This is a genomic window from Pseudoalteromonas sp. Cn5-37, from assembly GCF_021532495.1.
GTDB classification, from domain to species: Bacteria; Pseudomonadota; Gammaproteobacteria; order Enterobacterales; family Alteromonadaceae; genus Pseudoalteromonas; species Pseudoalteromonas simplex.
Genome location: NZ_JAKGBA010000006.1, coordinates 142,527 through 163,049 on the forward strand (window position 1 = coordinate 142,527; position 20,523 = coordinate 163,049).

A 20,523-nucleotide genomic window follows, 5' to 3' on the forward strand; every position below is an offset into this window, starting at 1 on the left:
TATGAATCGCTTATTTGCGTTAGGGCTTATGCTATTAAGTCCTATCAGCGTTGCTAATTCGACTGTGAGTACAGAGGATGTACTAGCTAGAGTCAATGCCATAAGAGCTAAGCTAAATGGCGAACAGCTTTACGCTCCACAATCTAAGCATATAACTGCTGTTAATCATTCTGCAGATACCTTAGACGCTCAGCAACGAATTGCCACTGGGGAATTTTTGCTATTTTCAATTTATTTAAATGAAAATTATTTAGGTGAGTTGTTTGCCCTTAAGTCTGATCAAGACATATTGCTTGGCGTTTCGGGGCTAGTTGATATTTTACAGCTTGCAATTAATGTCGATATATCAGCCGAGAGGGCCGAAGGTTGGTTCATTAACACCAATAAAACCTTTCAATTAACAGCTCAAAAACAGTTGATTACAGATACAAAAAAGTGGCAGCTTACAGAACAACAAATTAGTGTTGATGATGATATTTATATAGAGGCAGCAGTACTCGCTGAGGCTTTAGAATTTCAGCATCGCTCTGATTACGCAAGCTTAGAGCTGTATATTGAAACTGAGTCTGTTTATCCGGTTGTCGCCCAAGCGCAGCGACATAAAAAACAACTACAAAGCTATAGTACTCAAAAGCAAGCAACTTTACCTTGGAAACCAAGCCCATACCAGGCCTTATCTGTCCCTGTGGCTGACTTACAATTGAACTATACCCAAGATAATGATGGTAGTCAGGCAAGTTACTCATTACTTGGCTCGCAAGATTTTGCATACCTTACTATGGAATACTTTTTATCGGGCCGTGAAAGTGATTTATTGAATAACTCAAGACTAACTTTCTCCAAGCAAGATGTGAATAATCAGCTGTTAGGTCCACTTGCTGCAAGTCTTATTGAGGTAGGTGATGTCACAGCTACGCAAGTTGGCAGCCGTTATAACAACCAGTACGGGCGCGGAGTTAAAATTTCGAATTATCAACTTGGGCAAGCAGTTAATAATAATCGAGTGAATCTAACTGGTGCAGTACAGCCAGGTTGGGATGTTGAATTATACCGCAATGGTATTTTAATTGAGCAGCAATTGAGCTTGGCGGATGGGCGCTATGTTTTTGCTGACGTTGATTTACTGTTTGGTGAAAATAACTTTGAGTTGATTTTTTATGGTCCGCAAGGGCAAGTAGAGCGAAAAACAGAATATTACTACATTGATGGTACGCAGCTTGAACAAGGGGAAGCAGTCTATGAGTTATCTTTTTCAGAGCAAGGCAAGCAGTTATTAGGTAATAACAGTAATAGTGCAAACAAGGGCTGGGTTGCTGCAGGGCGATACCAATATGGATTGAGTAATAACGTTGCTATGTACTCAGGCTTTATGGCGCAAAAGCAAGAGCAAGATGAGTTATACCATGTTGCTCTAGGAACGAATCTCAGCTTGTTAGATAGGTTATTAGTTAATCTGGAGTATGAAGAAAACAATCAACAACAAAGAGAATTTGAATTAACAACAAGAACTAAGCTGGCTGATCAGTCTTTGCTATTCAGCGCAACGAACCGTACAGATAACCAGAATGGTCGAGATATAACGCTGAAAAGCTATCAATTTGATATGTCTGGTGAGCTGATGCAAAACAACTTTGGGCGGCTTAATTATCAAAACAACTTTTTAGTTCAACACGCACAAAGTGGTGATTTAAAGCAAATTTATAACCGTTTAAATTACAGCTATGCAAACGTCTCAATAAATAATTTATTGCAATGGCAAGACCCAAGTGCCGGGCAAGAAAGTGTAGATGGTATGACGCGTTTACAAACACGACTAGGCAGAGTGTACAGTCGGTTTGGTGTTAATTATCGTCTTTCTCCAGTGAGTGAGATAGCAAGTTATGAAGCTGAATTTAGCCGAAGTTTAGGCCCGAGTCTCCAAGCAGAGTTAACTTTAAGGGACTCTCTAGATTACGATGTTCAGTCTGCAGAATTAGGACTAACGTGGCAAAATGACAGGATTAACTTAAGCAGTAATGTTAATTACGATAGTAATGACCAATGGCAAATTCGCTTAAATAGCCGATTTAGCTTTGGTTTTGATAGCCAATATAATCAACCATTTATGAGCAACAGAACATTGACCAATACAGGTAGTTTAATGGTTAATGTGTTTTTAGATGAAAATGATAATGGTATTAAAGACAGTAATGAGAAGGGCTTGGCAGGTGTTAAAGTAAAAGGCTTACAAAATTATCGCCAAGCGATTACTGATGAACAAGGGATCGCGATTCTTTCTGCTATGCCAGCTAACCGCACAACAGATATAGTGCTCGATCGTGACAGTTTTGCTGACCCTTTTATGATCCCCGCCCACGATGGTTTCTCCATAACACCACGAGCAGGCTTTGTTGAGTACATGGATTTTCCAGTAAATAATGCCAGCGAAATAGAAGGCACTGTTTATCAGCAGACAGAGCAAGGAGCTAATGTTCAACCTTATGCCCAAATTACTTTAGTGGATGAGCAAGGTAATGATGTAGCAACTACGCAAGCGGCTTATGATGGCTATTACTTGTTTACTGATATTAAGCCCGGTAAGTATCAGGCGATTGTAGATAAGCAGTACCAAGGACAAAAATCACTGACTAGTACTCAAACACATAAAATACAGTTATCGCCCAAAGGTGATGTGCTGGTGGGAGTTGACATTACTTTGCGGCCACTCGAAAAGCGCCAGGGATATATAGCGAGTATTGGCAAGTTTAATTCACTGAAAATATTAAAGGTGTATTACTCATTGGTGAAACAGCGTTTGTTACAGCAAGGGTTAAAAAACGCTTTTTATATTCACGATAAAGCAAATGCGCACTACACGCTTGCGGTTGGCTATGACGCACAATCTGCAAACGAGCTTGAGCAGCAATGTGTGCAGCTAATATCACAAGCAATTAAATGCCATGTAACAGAGCAGCATGTTCAACACTAGCAAGGAGTAAATTATGGTTTTTAGTATTTTTCAAAATCTGAAGAAAGTATGGTTAGTTTTACTGGTTACTCCTATCTTTGGTTGCCAAAGCGTATCAGAGCCACAAGTGAGTGAAGAAAACTTAGTAAAAATTAGCCAGCAAGAGCTTATAGAGCTGAGACAGTCGCATCAACAATTCCAAGCGATGAAGCCAGAGCTTGAGCGCTTGCTGACAATAGAAAGTGAGTTAACCTTACTCACTGAACAACTTACTTTGTTAAATACGCAGCAAGCTGAGCCTGTAAATACTAAAAAGTCATCAGTAACCGCACCTCAGTTTATTGCGGAGCCTGCAGCCAAGTTTGCACTACAACCTGCTTCCGTAACAGAATTACCTCGACTAACAGCTCGCCTTGCTGAAATTAAAAAACAAGCGCCGGCACTATTTCATGGTCAGTTTATTGCTAATGTAGAGTCAGTAACTGTAAATGGCAGCACTTTTCATCGTTTGAAAATTGGTGCATATCAACAAAAGCAGCAAGCAGATAATGATTGTAAAAAGTTAGCATCAGTCGGGGTGGCATGCTTGGTATCGCACTATGTGCAAAATCCGCTTGATTTATCTCACCAACAATAATACTTAGGCATAATTATTGCTTTGTACTTACTAAGTTTAGTGAGGATGGCAATTATGCGCCTGTTATTTTATTCAGTTTTTTTAGTGTTGGTGGGTTGTAGCTTAACTGAAAAGCCACAAAAAGCGCCCCCTAGAGAAACCCCAAAATCGCCGATGGCACCTTATACGGTGCATCAATACGTTGCTGATCTAAGTAGTCAGCTGAGCCGTATTCAAGGCCCTTACAAAGGCAATGCACGTATTGCTGTGACCAGTTTCTATATGGCTGATGGCTTAGGTACTGATTTAGCAGAAGATCAGGGCAGTGGCTTGAGTCAGCAAATTCAAGAAAGTTTATTAACGCAATTTACTCAGCTTGGTTTTCATACCATAGAGTATCGATTAGAAAAGACTTTAAATTTGCAGCAATCGGCCGATAGTGTACTTAGTCGTGATGTAAATACCTTGCGTCAACGTCAGAATATTGACTTTGTTATTACCGGCACACTGACGCGGCAACAACATGCCTACATAGTTAACGCCCGATTGGTAAATACCAAAGATCTGCGAATAGTGTCAGCAGCAAGCACCGAGATCCCTATCAATGTGATGTGGGGCGCTGAAAAAGTTCAGCAACGTGATGGCCAGTTGTATCGAAGCGAATATTAAGAGGAACTCATTTAATGAAACGTTTAATTTTAACTTTATGTTTGCCTTTTGGCTTTGGTTGCTCGTCAATGTTAACTGGTGATGTAACACAACACGATAATGATCCTCAATTAGCTGCGCAAAGAGAAGTTGCCGCGCCGCATAGTAACTACAGTGTGTTTCAAACCAATCAGGCGGTGATGAATAACAGCACCTTTACCGCTGCACCAACGCGCAAAAATATTAATCACTATGTGCGTGGCATCATGCAGGACTTAGTTGAAAACTTGCAATATGTTAGCGATAACACGCCGGTTGCTGTTTCAAGCTTTGTATACCTTGATGCAGATTACAACTCAACGAATTTGCTAGGTAATCAAATTGCTGAAAGTTTCATTCATGAGCTTCATGCATTTGGTGTACCTGTCATTGATTTTAAAACCACTGATTATATGCGTGTCACGCCAAGTGGTGACTATGTTTTCAGTCGTGATTATTTAGAGCTAAGCCAAGATCAAAACTTCAATTATGTATTGGCGGGTACTTTGGTTAATCATCAAAGTGGTGTGCTCGTTAATGCCCGCATTGTTGGTTTAGCAAGCAAAGCAGTTGTAGGGTCAGCGCAAGGCTTTATACCACAATCAGTGGTTGATGCCCTTGATAGCACCAACCGTAGTGATGGTATTACACTTAAACAAGCAAGTGAGTAAGCTATGAAAGGTTTTATCTTCGCATCGTTAACGCTCGCGATTTCTGGCTGCCAATTGCTGCCAGAGCAATCAGCAGAGCCGCAAAATACCGCTCAAAGTGCACCTGCATCAGCAAGTACTCAAGTCGATTATGTTGCTATGCTGCAAGCGCTTGAGCAAAAAGATATGCAGCAGGATAACGCTAACCATCGTTTATTTGTGCCTTATCAACATCATAAAACCGTTGTTAATTATGTCGAGCAAATGGCCCTTGAATTAGTGGATACCATGCAACAAGAAAGCGAGTTAGGAATAGCCATTACTAGCTTTGTTGATTTAGATGCGAGCCTAAAAAACAGCTCTCAACTTGGTAATCAACTCTCTGAAACAATGATGCACCAGCTGCAAAAATTCGGCTTTGGCGTTGTTGATTTTAAAGCGATGGATATCATTAGTGTGACCTCGCGTGGTGATTTTGTGATGTCGCGTGATGTAGAAGAGCTAGCCGAGCGTCGCATCGCCAGCCATGTACTTACAGGCACGCTGATATATCGCCCTAATGGTGTTGAAGTGAATGCGCGAGTAATTAATCTAAACTCAAAGCTGGTTATTGCTAGCGCACAAAAAGTGATCCCATATTTTGTGCTAAAGAATGAGTCAATCAAATCAGCAACTGCTCGCGTTAACTAGCCTCATTATTTTACCGATCGGCTTGCTCTAAAGCCGGTTGGATTAATTTCTTGATTACCAAAGCCTTAGACCGTTATAATTTTCTGTAGCTTTACCTCAGCTTTTGAGTGGCCTCTTAGTTAAATGGATATAACGGCCCCCTCCTAAGGGGCAGTTACAGGTTCGATTCCTGTAGGGGCTACCAATAAAATCAATAAGTTAGTCATGTTCTTCTTTGAAGCAAATTTGTAGCATTAAAGTTCCAAATCGATTGCCAAAATCAATATCCGATAAATTTGAGTGTTCTATTAAATAATACAGATTTCTTCATTCGAACAGTCTTCTTATCAAGTCGTTTTTTAGTGCTGCCAGCATTTCACTTACTCAACACTATGTCTATTTTCAATATTAAAAAACAATACGTTTGTCGTGTTCTTTACTGTTTTTCTTGCTGTTTGATTGAAATCTAAACTAATCATTATTTTGCAGATTAGTTTTAACCCCGCCTATAAAAGTGACAGGTTCTAACTACTTCCTATGGCTAAAAACAGAATAAGGATATTGATATGTTGATTATTACGAATAGAAACATAAATAAATCAAACTTTAAAAATGGCGTAGGCGATCACAATGCTTTTGGTGACTACGCAAACGCTAAAGGACCTAATGAAGTTAGGCTCGCTCATGCAGATAAAGTAGAGGGAGTATGGCAAGTGCGACTAGTCACTGAGCCATCTAAAATCACAGAGAATAATATTCCCTCTAAAAAAGCATTTGCAGAAGTTCGTGAACGGCTCACTTCTTCAGGTAAAAACTGCGTTTTTTTTGTACATGGCTTTAATCAAAGCTTTTATAAGAACTTAGAAAAGTCATTAGCATTAGAAAAAGAGCATGGGGTTGAGGTTGTTGTTTTTTCTTGGCCCTCTAATCCTGGAGGTTTTAAGACAAAAGAATACCGAAGCGCTAAGAGAAATGCACAGGCGTCAGTTGGTGCTTTGGATGCTACGTTGGAAAAGCTAGGTCATTACATGAAAGAGCCGTTCAATAAAGAGGCCCTTGAGGCATGTGATATTAAATTTACCTTTATGACATACAGTTTGGGGAATTATTTGTTTCAGAATTACGTTATCAACGCTTTATACGAAGCTGAAACAAGAATGTTTGATAACGTTGTATTGTGCCAAGCTGATGTTGATAACGCAGGTCATCAACATTGGGTAAATAACATAGAAGCTGGAAAACGAGTTTATATTACGATCAATGAAAATGATTGGGTCCTAAAATGGTCTGATGCGAATTTTCAAAAAGATCGGTTAGGAAGAACTGCTAGGAATTTGGTCGCTTCAAATGCTTTTTATTTTGACTTTACTGGCGGCCCAAATGTAGGGAAAACCCATGGCCTGTTCTATGAAAAGACAAATGATGTAGTTAAATCATTTTTTACAACTGTTTTAAATGGCGGTAGAGGTGAGGAGACTGATGGCTTAGTTTTTGATAGTAAGTTGAACGCTTATAGATTTTAGCTCTAAAATGAGGCTATTAATTTTTTAATAGCCTCATTAAAATTAACCCGTTACTTTTTCAAGCTCACCTGTGCGCCATGGTTCAATGATGATTTTTATATGGTCGTTTGGTTTAAATAACGTATCAAACGCACCTTGTACGCCGTCGATGCCGACTTTACCAGTACGCATTTTTTGCCATGCAATTTTGCCTGACGCGATGTTCTCAAGTGATTGTGCAAACTCTTCTGGTTGGTAGTAATAAGAGAAAATAAGGTCTAACTCTTTCACTGTGGCATAAGCAAAGTTAACGTTTAGTGGCGCGGTATGTACACCAGTTACAATGATTTTTGCTTTTGCTGGTGCACGTAAAATGTAGTCGTTCAATAAGCGGCTTACACCGGCACATTCAAAAATAACCACCTTGTTGTTACCCGCAAGTGCTGCGGCTGTAGCAACTTCATCATCCGCCATAGGGTTAACGTACTCTGTAGCGCCAAATTCAAGGGCTATTTGTTTTTTGCTCTCTTGCGGATCAGAGGCAACGATGTGTTTTACGCCTTGAAGCTTTAACGCAGCTATCGCGGCAAGGCCAATTGGGCCACAGCCAACCACAATGGCAACATCATCATTATTCATTTGTGCACGGTTCACTGCGTGCAGGCCAACAGCAAGTGGTTCTGTAATGGCTGCTGCTTCTGATGGAACAGCATCAGGGATAGGTAATAGCAAGGCTTCATCAACAATAAAATATTCAGAATAGGCACCATATAGCCCTGGGGTTACACCTACGCCAGCGCCGCCCGCAGAAAGTAAAATAGGCACTGAGGTTACGCGGGTGCCTTTAGCTAATTCGCCTTTAGTATTGGGGCCATAGCTAACGATTTCTGCCGCATATTCATGGCCTAATAATACTTCTTGGTCATTGCCTGCCTCTTTAGCCATGATGCCAAGGTTTTATAGATATCGAATACATCGCTTGTGTGGCGGGTAATATGAATATCAGAACCACAAATACCGCAAGCTAGGCTTTTTACCAGTACTTGGCCGGGTCCGGGAGTAGGAATATCAATTTGTTTTACATGCAGCTTGCCACTTTGCATGGCAACAGAATTCATTTGGTTCATATGTGTGTCCTCAATTCACCTTATTTGTGAATTATTAGACTAAAGTAAAGCGCCTGCCTTTATCTTGACTTTTTACGACAAAAACACAGCTTATTACGACACTGTTGTTTATAAACTGCTCATTGTGGAGTGTTTAAAGTTAAAACCCTAAGAGTGATTAGGGTTTTAACTTTGACATTACAGAAGTTTAGCCGAAGTAGGCAGTATTGAGGTACAAGTGAGTTAATACACCAGCAAAGTAACCGAGTAAAATGACCGGTGACCATTTTAAGTGGCTATTAAAGGTGTAGATCCCTCGCGCTTGACCCATGAGTGCAACCCCAGCCGCGGAGCCAATTGATAACAGGCTACCACCAATTCCGGCTGTTAGCGTGATAAGCAGCCATTGACCATGCGACATATCAGGCATCATTTGTAACACTGCAAACATCACTGGAATGTTATCTACTACCGCTGACATTAAACCAAGAATAATGTTCGCACCGGTGGCAGACCAGTTGTTATAAAGTAAATCAGAAAGTAGCGCTAAGTAGCCGATAAACCCTAAGCCACCAACACAAATAACGATGCCATAGAAGAACAAGAGCGTGTCCCACTCTGCTCTCGATACGCGGCTAAATACATCAAAAGGAACAACGTTACCTAAGCGAGATAAGCGTTCTTTATCACCTTCACGCTCTGCCATCGCACGCTTTCTGGCAAGAGAGCCGGGGAGTGTCACGCGTAAGAAGTAACCAAAAAACTGTAAATAGCCAAGACCCATCATCATGCCCACAACTGGCGGTAAACCAAAGGCGGTTTTTAGCACCACGGCGGTTAAAATTGTCAGTAAGAATAAGCACAAAATGCGAAGCGCACCGCGTTTAAGTTCAATATCTTCATCGGCCGTATCCGGGTGACGGTTATTGATAAATAAAGACATAACAAAGGCAGGAATAATATAGCTGACTAAAGCTGGCAGAAATAAAACAAAGAACTCGGTAAAGGCAACAACATCGGCTTGCCAAACCATCAGTGTCGTGATGTCACCAAATGGGCTGAATGCGCCGCCGGCATTAGCGGCAATCACTATATTTACGCATGACATAGCAATAAAGCGGTTATCATTTGCTGCAACTTTCATTACCACAGCACATAAAAGTAGGGCGGTTGTTAAGTTATCGGCTACAGGTGAAATACAAAATGCCAGTACACCACTTATCCAAAATAATTGTTTGTAGCTAAAGCCCCTCGCAACCAGCCAGCTTCTTAGGCCATCAAATAAACGGCGTTCTTCTAGGGCGTTAATGTAGGTCATCGCAACGAGCAAAAATAGCATTAACTCTGAAAACTCTAACAAGGCATGGCGAAATGCGTCGGTGCTCAGATCAGATAAGTTTTGTGCACTGTATTGCCAAGCAATAAGGGTCCAAATAATCCCGGCTGCAACTAATACGGGTTTTGATTTGCGTAAGTGAATTTTTTCTTCGAGTATGACGAGCACATAAGCAAAGATAAAAATAACAAGGCAGATAATGCCAACAGGGTGGGTGAGTAAATCGATAGTACCAGTTGACGCAGCATGAGCTTGGCCACCGAAACATAGCAAGGATAGGATCAGTCCTTGTAATAGTTTTTTCATTGTATATTCCACTTAATTCATCTTAAATTCGTTACGGTTTGAGTAAATGTAGCTGCAGACATTTTAAGTTTATTCTTGGCTTTATGTAACAAATTGGTAACTAAGGTGTTGGTATTTTGAATATAAATACGGGTGATGGCGAGAGCAGACCAGTTGTATAATTTATAATTTAATCAATGGGTTGAGGTTTTAAAATAATAAAGGGCTGCAACGAGCAGCCCCAACTTGAAAATTATGCAAAGTGTTTTTCTAAATCGTCAGAGCCACCAATGTGCTCACCGCCTATGAATACTTGCGGCACTGTCTCACGACCTGAAATCGCTTTTAAACTCGTTAGTGAAGCGTGTTGACCTAATACAATTTCTTCGTACACATAACCTTTTGCGTCTAGTAGCGCTTTAGCTTTGGTACAGAACGGGCAGTTAGGTTTAGTAATAATGCTCACTGATTCTGGTTTTACCTGTGCTGGGTTAATGTATTCAAGCATGGTATCTGCATCAGATACTTCAAACGGGTCACCTGGCTTTTGTGGCTCAATAAACATTTTTTCGATAACGCCATCTTTTACCAGCATAGAATAACGCCAGCTGCGTTTACCAAAACCTAAGTCGTTTTTATCAACGAGCATACCCATACCGTCGGTAAACTCACCGTTACCATCTGGTAATAGAGTAATGTTTTGCGCTTCTTGGTTTTGAGCCCATGCATTCATTACGAATGTATCGTTTACAGAAATACAAACAATGTCATCAACGCCGTTTTGTTTAAATACAGCTGCAAGCTCGTTATAACGAGGTAAGTGAGTTGATGAGCATGTTGGTGTAAATGCACCAGGTAATGCAAATAACACAACCGTTTTACCTTTAAAAATTTCGTCAGTGGTTATTGATTTCCACTGCTCGTCTACACGCGTTGCGAATGTAACGTTTGGTACTCTTTGGCCTTCGATATTGTTTAACATTGTTTTGATTCCTCTTGATTTGTTGAGTGCCATTATGCAATTTAATTTATGATAGCTCCAATCGTTTGTTTGTATTAGTATGATAGGTAAAAGCTATTGATGGTGTGATATGAATTTAAAAGACTTTGAATACGTAAAAGCGGTTGCACAATATAAGCACTTCAGAAAAGCTGCCGATGCGTGCTATGTCAGCCAGCCTACATTGAGTGGTCAGGTCAAAAAGCTTGAGCAAGAGTTGGGTGTTGTTATTTTTGACCGTTCAACTAAGCAGGTTACGTTGACTGTGCAAGGTGAGCAACTACTTAAACAGATCACAGTTATTTTAGAGCAAACACAGGTACTTAAAGAAATAGCTACCAGCTCACACGACCCACTTAAAGGTAAAATAAATGTCGGTATTATTCCTACCATTGCGCCTTATTTACTGCCAACGCTGCTAACATCGATGAAGCAAGCCTTTAGTGAAACTCAGTTTTCATTTATAGAAATGCAAACAGCACAAACGCTTGTAGCGCTTGATAATGGTGAGATTGATATTGCCATTGTTGCTGATGTGGCTGATTTAGCGCCTTATCATGTGTCACCGCTTTATAAAGAAGATTTTTTAGTAGCGGTTTCTGAACAACATGCATTAGCAAAATACCCTGAGGTTGCGCTGGCTCAATTACAAGGTTGTGATTTATTGATGCTAAATGAAGGGCATTGCTTTAAAGATCAAGCAGAACAATTTTGCTTTTCAGCAGGGGTTGAGGTGTCAAATCAATATAAAGGCAATAGTATTGAAACCTTACTCGCGCTGGTGGCAATGGATGATGGGTTAACTTTTGTTCCTAAGCTTGCTTGTACACCACGTGAGGGAGTAAAGTACTTAGCAATTACACCAAATCAGCAGCGCCAAGTTGTTATTGCAACCCGTAAGCATTACCCACATATAGCAGGCGTTGAGCAATTAGCCGACTGGCTAAATGCTCATAAGGGACTACAAGCTCATTTACTCGCTAGTAGCTAATTCAACAATATCGTTTATTTGAATGTTTGGTAGTGGTTGCTGATCAATACTTATGGCTACCGCTGATTGCTGATAAAGCTGAGTTACTTTTACCTGGTTAAGTGTGGTGATTTTATGCGGAAGCTTATTACCCTGAGCATCCGTTAGGTAATTATGATGGGCAATATTTAAAATTTGCCCTTGCTCAATCCCGTGCGCCTTACCCAAGTTGATGATTAGCCTATCGTTTTCGATATGCAGTATTTTTCCTTGCGTGGGTAAGCAGGCCATGGCTGCTTGTAAGTCATAGGTTAGGGTTTGGTTTATATCGCTGATAGCTTGGCCATAGTCAGTTGCCCAAAATCGGTCGCTATATACATCGATGATCTCAGTCTTTTTATACGGCCAAATGCCTTCTGTTTGGTAGCTTTTTTGCCAGAGCTTTTCGTAAGTGGTGCCATCAAATAATACGTAATCTACTTTGTATGCACGCTTGAAACTATCATCCTGCCAAAACGCATAATCGTTGTTGATCTTATGGTTAACCGATAAGTCACGGATACGGCTCAGTAATACATATTGCGAGTTACTGCGACTAGTGATCTCTTCAAGTAGCGCATTACTGTAATCGTATTGCTGAGTGAAAAAATGATCTACTCGCAGTGGGATATTGTAATAGGCTGTTGGCTTTGCAGCCATTTGCGTATTGTTTAAGCTGGCATAGAGGTGTTCGCTAATAGCTTTGTTTACGTCAAAAATTTGGCCCATGCGCGCTTGCTCGCGGTTGGCCAGTTGGCTTTGTGTCACGGCAATAAATTTAGTGTATTGGTTTGCTGGGCATTCTTCTGCTTGAGCAAAAATATCTAAGCGAAGCGTTATAGCATAGGTGTCGTTATGGCGGTCTTCGCTGATCAGTTCTATTTTTTGGATTTCACCGTGGCTGCTTATTTTTAGCTGATCTTGCGTCAAAACCCCGTCAACGAGGGTTTGTACTGAGCTAACTCGAGCGCCAGAAAACACTAACGCCTGAGTTATGGCGTCTTTAATAGCGGCAGATTTGGCTTGGCTCGTATCGCCATTTTTTATAACAGCATGACCTGTAGATTCAAACCACTGCGCTAAGCTATTGTTAGAAAACAAAATTGTAAAGGCTGAAGCGAACCACTTAAAGTTGGCTATTGTTTTATTTTTCATGCTGACACCTAGCATTAAAACCAATGAATAACCTTAACGAGCAAGGACTGTACCACAGTGGCATTAAACGTGCATATTTGTAGCCAAAGAGTTTTAAGCGGAAATAAATCATGCGAGCATTATTATTCGGCGGGCTGGTTGCCTGCGCAGCATTAACCGGCTGCAGTAGTATTTTTGATCAACATGTAGAATACACTTACATTGAGCCAGATAGCTACCCAGTGCTAAAAGCCGTGGGTTATGCGCCAATTAGTGCTCAACCAGGTAGCAATGAATCGCAGCGTACCCTTCTTGCGATTAAAGCCTCAAAGCTTGAAGCGTATCGAGAGCTTGCTGAGCAAGTTTACGGGCAAAAAATTTCCGCAGGTACCACAGTGCAAAACAGTATCGCACATAATGATCAATTACAAAGCCAAGTACAAGGTGTGATCAAAGGTGCACAGGTGATCAAGACTTATGCAGTAGGCGATACCTATGTAACTGAATTGCAGCTCGATATGAAGCGTGTGCACGATTTATACATCGGCGAAGTAAAACCTCGACAGGTAAAAAAAGTAACGTATTATTAGCGCTTAAATTCTCATAGTTTCAGCTTGGGTGCTATGCTTTAAAAATCATATTTTTTTATTAAAGCATAATGGGTAACACACACGATTACATTCAAGCTGAATATCTTCAAGGCATGCCTTATGTTATCTAAGGCTTGTATCTTTGCTTGTCGTTTTATTGGGCGTTACCGCTTTTTATCTTCTTCAATTGTCATTCTATTTTGCGTCACTAGCGGTGCTTTAGCTGAGCGCTTAGTGATCGAGTTTTCAACCTTTATTCAACAAATGCAGCAACGCTACGGCGCCACTCGAGTTACTGTCGCAAGGCAATGGCAAGGCATGTTGCAGCATGCTCAAAACCTTCCTGAACAACAGCAAATTTTGGTCGTTAATGATTTTTTTGCGCGTAGTTTACGTTATCAAACTGATATCCAGCTATGGAAACAAAATGATTATTGGGCAACCCCACTAGAAACAATGGGAACAGGGCTTGGTGATTGTGAAGATTACGCTATTGCTAAGTACGTCAGCTTACGCGCTTTGGGTATAAGCGATACCAAGCTCCGATTGATTTATGTTAAAGCGCAATTACCTGGAACTAGGAAGACCCAAGCCCACATGGTGTTGGGTTATTACAGTCAACCCAATGCACAACCACTTATTTTAGACAGCTTAATCGTAAAAGTGTTGCCTGCTGCAAAGCGCACCGATCTTAGTCCTGTTTTCAGCTTTAACAGTAAGGGCCTTTGGGCTAACAATTCAGCACAAAGCGTAGCCGATCCGACAGCGAGGCTATCACGTTGGCGACATATTTTAGAGCAAACTCGTAAAGAAGGAGTTAAATGGTGAATGTAATTAAAGCGTTTAAACGCAAAAAAACCATTACTTTGAAACAAGAGTTATGGATTGCCATTTTAGTGGTGATCATTATTGGCTTTATTAGCAGTTTGCTAATTAGTACAAGTTCGGCAAAAGACTATTTTACAGCCGAACTTAAAATGAAAAATGTAGATAATGCAAATTCATTAGCGCTAATGTTGAGTCAAATGGATAAGGACCCGGTGGAAATCGAACTGCTTCTTTCGGCGTCGTTTGATACAGGTTATTACCAACGTATTGAATTAAAAGATCCGAATGGCGAGACTATTATAAAACGTGCATTTAAGGGCGAGTTAGTGCTTGATGCACCGAGCTGGTTCCGCCATTTATATTCTCTTGAAGTAGCACCCGGCATTGCGCTTGTCAGTGATGGTTGGCAGCAATATGGTACTTTATATGTTGAAAGTCATAGTCAACATACACAAGATGCGCTTTGGCAAAGTTCGGTGCATTTGTTTTTTAGCTTTCTTGCTGTTGCAGTTGTTGCTTGTATAGCGAGCGCTTACTTCTTATCGAAAATTTTAAGCCCTTTGAGCGATGTAATGCGCCAAGCAATAGCGTTAGGAGAAAAGCGCTTTATTAAATCAAAGGTGCCTAGAACATACGAGTTTGCCAAATTAGTTTCTTCAATGAACTTACTATCTACACGTTTTAGCCGCATCGTGAAAGAGGACCGTCAAAGGCTTGAAGAAATGCGTTTTAAGAGCCAGCACGATGACCTGACTGGGCTTGCAAATCGTGAGTATTTTAATGCGACCTTAGATACCTTTTTAGATAATACACAAGGGCATGGCGCATTATTCCTTTTTAGGGTGGTTAATCTTGACGAGCTAACAGAGCAAGTTGGACGTGTAGAGATGGTCGAGTTTTTACGTCTTTTCTCGCAGTCGTTAGTTGCATTTCTAGAGTCAAATGAAGATAGCTTTAGAGAGAGCCATATTGCGCGAATGTCGCATGTTGACTTTTTGGTGTTGTTTTCTGATGTGAGTGATCTAACACTGTTGAGTGACAATATTTTGCAGTCTCATCAGCAATTAGTTGCTCAGTACGCACAGGTGGATCTTGCTGTATCTCATAGTTGCAGTTTAGTTACTACCAACGATACGCGAGGAGCGCTGTTAAAGCGGGTTGATAGCTTATTAAAAGTGGCGATTTCAAAGCCTGGTTGTAATGCCCACTTTACTGTAGATGGTACTGCTGAGCTTAGAAATGATGACCTTAATTTTTGGCGAGAAACGATAGAATTAGCATTAAAAGAAAACCAACTAGAAATTGCATTATATCCCGTTACCTCGTTCAGCGACATTCTTCTACAACAACAAATTTCACTGAGTTTATTGCTCAAAGGAGAGAAGTACGGAATAGGATTTTACTATCAATGGGCGCACAAACTTCAATTACTAGCGCGGCTTGATTGGAGCCTAATGAAATTGATGATTAAGCAATATGGTGAGTTAACAGACGGTGCCTTGCTGGGGATGGAGCTCTCAGCAGGTAACTTACATGATGATATGGCCGTAGCGTCAATTTTGACAGGATTGTGTGCTTACCCTGAACTTGCTAAGCGAATTTGCTTTGAGGTACGAGCAAACACTGCCATTAAAGATTTACCGTTATTCAGGCGTTTTTGCAGTCAGGTGCATAGCATAGGTGCAAAAGTTGCGTTAAAACGCGTTGGGGCTGAGTTTACAAAATTAACTAAAATCCAAGAGCTTGGCCTTGAGATGATAAAGGTAGATAGCGTTTATTGTCATAACATTAGTTTTAATGACTCAAACCAAAGCTTTTTGAGAGGGGTATGCTCATTAGCTCACTCGCTAGGGATTAAGGTTGTTGCTGAAGGGGTTAAAAACCCAAGTGATCAATCAACCTTAAAAGGGCTTGGTTTTGATGGTGTTGTTGCGGTTGAAGAGTCAGTTTAATGACCCTTCACAGCAAGCATTAATTGCATTCGATCGCGTACCTTTAATTTATGAAAAATTGAGCTCATGTGCTCTTTGACAGTGCGCTCAGTAATATTTAAAACTTGCGCGACTTGTTTGTTGGTTGCACCTTTTATAACTTCATCAACAACCTGTTTTTCACGCTTGGTGAGAGAACTCAGATCACATTGATGCGGATAGTTAATTGCTTGTCCTGATAACACGCCAACCAAGTTTGAAAGTAATTGCCCAGGAAGCCAAATTCCACCGGCGTTAACGGTTTCAGCAACTTGTTCGATAACAGTTTTGTTTGCAAATGCTTCAATGTATCCGCGTGCACCAAGTTGCAGTGCATCACACAGTTGTTGAATATCCAGCTGAGTTGTCATCACAATCACGGGTAGTCGTTGTGCGGTTAATTTTTGTAGCTGCACTTGCCAATCCGCAGAGTCTGCAAGTAACCAGACTAATGTGTCTGCTAATAATTTCTTAGGGCAGGCTGTCTGAATTACGCAATTTGGAAATGCACTTAACCAGTGAGGCGATTGCAAGTCATCTTGTGTAATAAAAATACTGCGACGCATGATTACTCCATTAAAAAGCCCGCTAGCGTTCACTCATTGCCAGCGACGTTGCACGCAAAATTGGTTTGAATAAATACTCAAGAACCGTTTTTTTACCGGTAATAATATCGACTTGTGTAGTCATTCCCGGAATGATGGTTAGGTTGTCTGCAAAGTGATTACGATTTGTTTTAAGCTGCACTAAGTAAAATGTATTGTCTCTGTCATCTGTAATCGTATCAGCGCTGATATGAGTAACTTCAGCCTCTAAGCCGCCATAGATCGCAAAATCATAAGCACTAAATTTAATCATTGCAGCTTGACCTGGGCGTAAAAAAGCAATGTCTTTAGGTAGAATTTTAGCTTCAACAACCAATTGATCATCGAGTGGAATAATTTCAATTGCGTCGCTGCCAGGTTGGAGTACTCCGCCAACTGTGTTGACTAATAGGCGTTGAACCGTTCCATTGACGGGGGAGCGGATCTCCGTTTGTGCAACTTTATCAGCAAGTCCAGACTCAGTTTCTTTCATTGCATCAAGCCTGAGTAAGGCTTCTGATAGCTCATTACTCCAGCGATTTATCATGGCAAGCTCAACTTCGGTGACTTTGTTTTTTGCTTCATTTATAGCTGATAGGCTACGATTTATTGCCGCTTTTGTTCGATTTATTTCACCTGTATGTTCAACAATTTGGCGCTCTAAGCGAATTATATCTATGTCTGATACCGCACCTGTGCGAAGTAAGGGGCGAGTTACTGCTAACTCTCGGTTAGCTAAACTCAATGAATTCGTGTGTTGCTGTAATGCAGCCCTAGCTTCGGCATAATCTTGTCGACGCTGCTCTAATTGGCGTTTATGAATGGTAACCTGTTGCTCAAGTTCTTTGTTACTGCTTTCAAAAATAGCTTGTTCATGTAGAACCGCGTCCGGTGCTTGCTCTATCAAGCTGGCAGCAAATAGCAGAGGTTTTTTTTGCGTAAGAGCTTTTAATCGCTCAACTTTAGCAGTCAAAGACAGTACCTTAGCTTGGTTTTCTCTAAATGAAGAAATAAACCGTGTGGGATCTATTTTTATTAAAACATCACCTGCATTAACAACTTGTCCTTCACGTACAAATATCTGCTCGACCATACCACCATCGTACGACTGCACTATTTGCAATTTGTGAGATGGGATTACACGGCCTTCTCCTCTGGCTACTTCATCGAGATGAGCAAATCCCGACCAAACAATAAGCGCAACAATACTGATACAGATAATGTAAAGCAGTAATCGGGCACTTGCTGGTTGTTGCTGCATTTTTTCCCATTGTGCGTCAACGACCCAGTCTTGACTATTTGGCGGTGATAACCAACCGGAAAAAAGCTTAGAGAAAATAGAGGGACGTTTTGCTTTTTGCTTTTCCAGCACCTTGTTTAGATGCTCAAATGAGCGTTGTTCAATAGGTAAGTTTTTATTACTCATGATACTTTTCCTACTGTATGGTTATTTAAAGCCGATAACACCTGTGCCTTGGGGCCATCAGCAACCACTTTGCCGTTATCAAGTACAATGATGCGGTCTACCAGCTCGAGTAATGAGGTTCTGTGAGTGACGACAATTAGGGTCTTCTCTTGGCAGTTGCGCTTAATATTGTTAATAATTTTACTTTCGCTATTGTGATCAAGTGCTGATGTGGGTTCATCCATCAGTAAGATGGGCGGATTGTTCAGAAGCGCACGTGCAATCCCAACAGCTTGGCGCTGCCCGCCAGAAAGTAGCCGGCCTTGTTCACCCACTTGTAGGTCAAAACCATCTGGGTGTGAGTTTATTAACTCAAATAATTGGCTTTGTTGACACGCAGATAAAATTTGCTCGTCTTTAGCATGCCATGCACTAAGGGTGATATTGTCTTTAAGGGTGCCAAAAAATAAAGAAATTGTTTGTGGTACATAGCCAATGTTATGTCGTAACTCGGCAGGATCGATCTGATGGATATCATTATTATCTATTAAGATACTGCCAGAAGTTGGTTCATACAGGCCGAGAATTAATTTTTCAATTGTGCTTTTACCAGAGCCATTGCGACCAAGAATCGCTACTTTTTCACCAGACTTTATTTTAAAGCTAACACCACTTAATGCTTCATTGCTTTCTTGAGAGTACTTAAACCGAACATCATTAAATTCAATATCACCCAGTAGTACAGGGTGACTTAGCCAGTGCTTGCCGGCTGGGCGTTCAACTTCATTATCCATAATTTCATTGAGTGAATGCATTGCAATTGCGGCATGATGAAACTGAGCTAGCACAGCAGCAGATTGGGTAATTGGAGCCATAGTACGCGACGAAAGTAAGTAGGCTGCAATGAGCCCTCCTTGAGTGAGGTCACCGGAAATAATGAGATGTACGCCAACCATCATAATTATGACCCCAACACATTGCTGAACCCATGAACCTGCATTGCTGATAGAAGATGAAATTAAGCGGCTTTGCGCGTTAACGCGAGCAATGTAAATTGTTGATTTCTCCCAATTGGACTGAGTTTTACACTCACTATGAAAGCTTTTTACATCTTCAATATTAGTTAAGCTTTCAACTAAAATTGCATTGCGCATAGAGCTTGCTTTCATTGTTTGCTCTGAGAGGCTTTCAAGCTTTCGGTGGGCTGCTAATGCGTAACAGAGCAATATCAAAGCCCCGACGATTATTGGTAAGCTTAATTCGACGCCAATGATCGCGATTACAATTAAATAGAGTAAAACAAAAGGTAAATCGACAAGCGCAATAAGGGTCATAGAGCTAAAGAAGCCTCTGACCGCTTCAAATGATTGAATATTACTTGCAAACGAACCTGCAGAAGCGGGGCGGTTTTTTAGTTTCATGCCAAGTACGCGTTCCATAATGACAGCTGAAACTTTGACATCAATACGACTTGCTGCCAGCTCCACAAAGTAACTTCGAACTAACCGTAAAATAAAATCTGCGGTGAGTGCAATTAAAACACCGCTTGCCAGCACCCATAGGGTTTCTACTGCATGATTGGGTACAACTCGGTCATACACATTCATAACAAAAAGCGGCATCGCAATTGATAATACGCCTAATGCAATGGCAGAAACGACTACATCTTTGTATAAACTTCTGCACTCTTTGATGACTCCCCAAAACCAGCCATCTTTGGCTAATTTTTGTAGTACAGGGGAGCGTGCGTCAAAAGCGAATTCGGGCTGTGCATAAATAACCATTGCTGTGCTGCTATCAGCAAGTTTTGTAATACTGATTTTAACGGCGGAGTCATTTAGTTCAGGGTAGATGACCTTAGCGCTGTCGTTTTCGATATCAAGCTCAGTAATTACACAGGCTTTATTACCTTTTAGGATTAACACCGCAGGTAACAAAGCTGTATTAAGGTCGCATAGGGGTTTGTGAACAATTTTAGTTTTAAAGCCTATACGTTTAGCGGCACGTGAAAAACCTGACGGAGTCAATAAGCCGTTCTCAAGGGGTAAACCGCTTAATAATGTTTCACGAGAAAATTCTCGATCATGATAGCGGCATAGGGTTTCTAAACAGTCAACAAGGCTGCCACCATGATCTTGAGCATCAGTTTCTTGCATACAATATCCATACTTATACCAATGCGCAAAAATACTAAATTAAGCGAAT

At 40.9% G+C, this 20,523-nt stretch carries 18 protein-coding genes and 1 tRNA gene; 11 read left to right on the top strand and 8 right to left on the bottom strand.

What is annotated here, in order from left to right; all coding sequences use genetic code 11:
• Position 1: 1 nt before the first annotated feature.
• From L1266_RS10570 to L1266_RS10600, 7 genes are all read left to right on the top strand, one after another.
• Positions 2-2,968 carry an MSCRAMM family adhesin SdrC gene (locus L1266_RS10570; protein ID WP_235377497.1) on the top strand — a complete coding sequence of 989 codons (2,967 nt, stop codon included), beginning with the start codon at positions 2-4 and terminating at the stop codon, positions 2,966-2,968.
• Between the two features lie 13 nt (positions 2,969-2,981).
• Complete coding sequence (locus tag L1266_RS10575; protein ID WP_235377498.1) at positions 2,982-3,584, top strand: SPOR domain-containing protein; 603 nt, start codon at positions 2,982-2,984, stop codon at positions 3,582-3,584.
• Positions 3,585-3,638: 54 nt separating this feature from the next.
• A complete protein-coding gene (locus L1266_RS10580; protein ID WP_054554363.1) occupies positions 3,639-4,232 on the top strand; it encodes a FlgO family outer membrane protein in 594 nt (197 codons plus the stop codon).
• 14 nt (positions 4,233-4,246) lie between these two features.
• Positions 4,247-4,921 (top strand): FlgO family outer membrane protein, encoded by a 675-nt coding sequence (locus L1266_RS10585; protein WP_138600292.1) that lies wholly within the window; start codon positions 4,247-4,249, stop codon positions 4,919-4,921.
• A gap of 3 nt (positions 4,922-4,924) precedes the next feature.
• On the top strand, positions 4,925-5,590 hold the full coding sequence (locus L1266_RS10590) for a FlgO family outer membrane protein (protein ID WP_138618699.1): 666 nt from the start codon (positions 4,925-4,927) through the stop codon (positions 5,588-5,590).
• 109 nt (positions 5,591-5,699) lie between these two features.
• Positions 5,700-5,774, top strand: a tRNA-Arg gene (locus L1266_RS10595).
• Positions 5,775-6,135: 361 nt separating this feature from the next.
• Positions 6,136-7,092 carry an alpha/beta hydrolase gene (locus tag L1266_RS10600; protein ID WP_138618701.1) on the top strand — a complete coding sequence of 319 codons (957 nt, stop codon included), beginning with the start codon at positions 6,136-6,138 and terminating at the stop codon, positions 7,090-7,092.
• Positions 7,093-7,134: 42 nt separating this feature from the next.
• On the opposite strand, the gene L1266_RS10605 is transcribed toward L1266_RS10600, so the two are convergent.
• From L1266_RS10605 to L1266_RS10620, 4 genes are all read right to left on the bottom strand, one after another.
• Positions 7,135-8,016, bottom strand: coding sequence for a zinc-binding dehydrogenase (locus L1266_RS10605; protein WP_235377499.1), 882 nt, complete (start codon positions 8,014-8,016; stop codon positions 7,135-7,137).
• The gene (locus tag L1266_RS10610) at positions 7,977-8,198 is read right to left on the bottom strand and encodes an alcohol dehydrogenase catalytic domain-containing protein (RefSeq protein WP_235377500.1); all 222 of its coding nucleotides are present in this window, start codon (positions 8,196-8,198) and stop codon (positions 7,977-7,979) included. The genes L1266_RS10605 and L1266_RS10610 overlap by 40 nt, the downstream gene beginning before the upstream one ends.
• 187 nt (positions 8,199-8,385) lie before the next feature.
• Positions 8,386-9,819, bottom strand: coding sequence for a sodium:proton antiporter NhaD (gene nhaD / locus L1266_RS10615; protein WP_054554368.1), 1,434 nt, complete (start codon positions 9,817-9,819; stop codon positions 8,386-8,388).
• A gap of 232 nt (positions 9,820-10,051) precedes the next feature.
• Positions 10,052-10,780, bottom strand: coding sequence for a glutathione peroxidase (locus L1266_RS10620; protein ID WP_166341770.1), 729 nt, complete (start codon positions 10,778-10,780; stop codon positions 10,052-10,054).
• Between the two features lie 109 nt (positions 10,781-10,889).
• On the opposite strand from L1266_RS10620, the gene L1266_RS10625 reads away from it, so the two are divergent.
• Positions 10,890-11,789: a LysR substrate-binding domain-containing protein gene (locus tag L1266_RS10625; RefSeq protein WP_054554370.1), complete on the top strand. Its 900-nt coding sequence runs from the start codon at positions 10,890-10,892 to the stop codon at positions 11,787-11,789.
• Here L1266_RS10625 and L1266_RS10630 read toward each other — a convergent pair.
• On the bottom strand, positions 11,772-12,962 hold the full coding sequence (locus tag L1266_RS10630; protein WP_235377501.1) for a flagellar assembly protein FlgT: 1,191 nt from the start codon (positions 12,960-12,962) through the stop codon (positions 11,772-11,774). The genes L1266_RS10625 and L1266_RS10630 overlap by 18 nt on opposite strands.
• 110 nt (positions 12,963-13,072) lie before the next feature.
• Here L1266_RS10630 and L1266_RS10635 point away from each other — a divergent pair, with 110 nt between their 5' ends.
• The 3 genes from L1266_RS10635 (at position 13,073) to L1266_RS10645 (ending at position 16,311) form a co-directional block, all read left to right on the top strand.
• Positions 13,073-13,531: an LPP20 family lipoprotein gene (locus L1266_RS10635; protein WP_235377502.1), complete on the top strand. Its 459-nt coding sequence runs from the start codon at positions 13,073-13,075 to the stop codon at positions 13,529-13,531.
• A 120-nt stretch (positions 13,532-13,651) separates the two neighbouring features.
• Positions 13,652-14,359, top strand: a complete 708-nt coding sequence (locus tag L1266_RS10640; protein ID WP_082389319.1) for a transglutaminase-like cysteine peptidase — start codon at positions 13,652-13,654, stop codon at positions 14,357-14,359.
• Positions 14,353-16,311 carry a bifunctional diguanylate cyclase/phosphodiesterase gene (locus L1266_RS10645; RefSeq protein ID WP_235377503.1) on the top strand — a complete coding sequence of 653 codons (1,959 nt, stop codon included), beginning with the start codon at positions 14,353-14,355 and terminating at the stop codon, positions 16,309-16,311. Before L1266_RS10640 ends, L1266_RS10645 begins: the two co-directional genes overlap by 7 nt.
• Here L1266_RS10645 and L1266_RS10650 read toward each other — a convergent pair.
• Genes L1266_RS10650 through L1266_RS10660 form a run of 3 tightly spaced genes read right to left on the bottom strand, consistent with a single transcriptional unit; the run spans position 16,308 to position 20,474 of the window.
• The gene (locus tag L1266_RS10650) at positions 16,308-16,895 is read right to left on the bottom strand and encodes a LuxR C-terminal-related transcriptional regulator (protein WP_054554374.1); all 588 of its coding nucleotides are present in this window, start codon (positions 16,893-16,895) and stop codon (positions 16,308-16,310) included. The genes L1266_RS10645 and L1266_RS10650 overlap by 4 nt on opposite strands.
• Positions 16,896-16,917: 22 nt before the next feature.
• Positions 16,918-18,339 carry an HlyD family type I secretion periplasmic adaptor subunit gene (locus L1266_RS10655; RefSeq protein ID WP_054554375.1) on the bottom strand — a complete coding sequence of 474 codons (1,422 nt, stop codon included), beginning with the start codon at positions 18,337-18,339 and terminating at the stop codon, positions 16,918-16,920.
• Complete coding sequence (locus L1266_RS10660; RefSeq protein WP_235377504.1) at positions 18,336-20,474, bottom strand: type I secretion system permease/ATPase; 2,139 nt, start codon at positions 20,472-20,474, stop codon at positions 18,336-18,338. Before L1266_RS10660 ends, L1266_RS10655 begins: the two co-directional genes overlap by 4 nt.
• Positions 20,475-20,523: the final 49 nt, after the last annotated feature.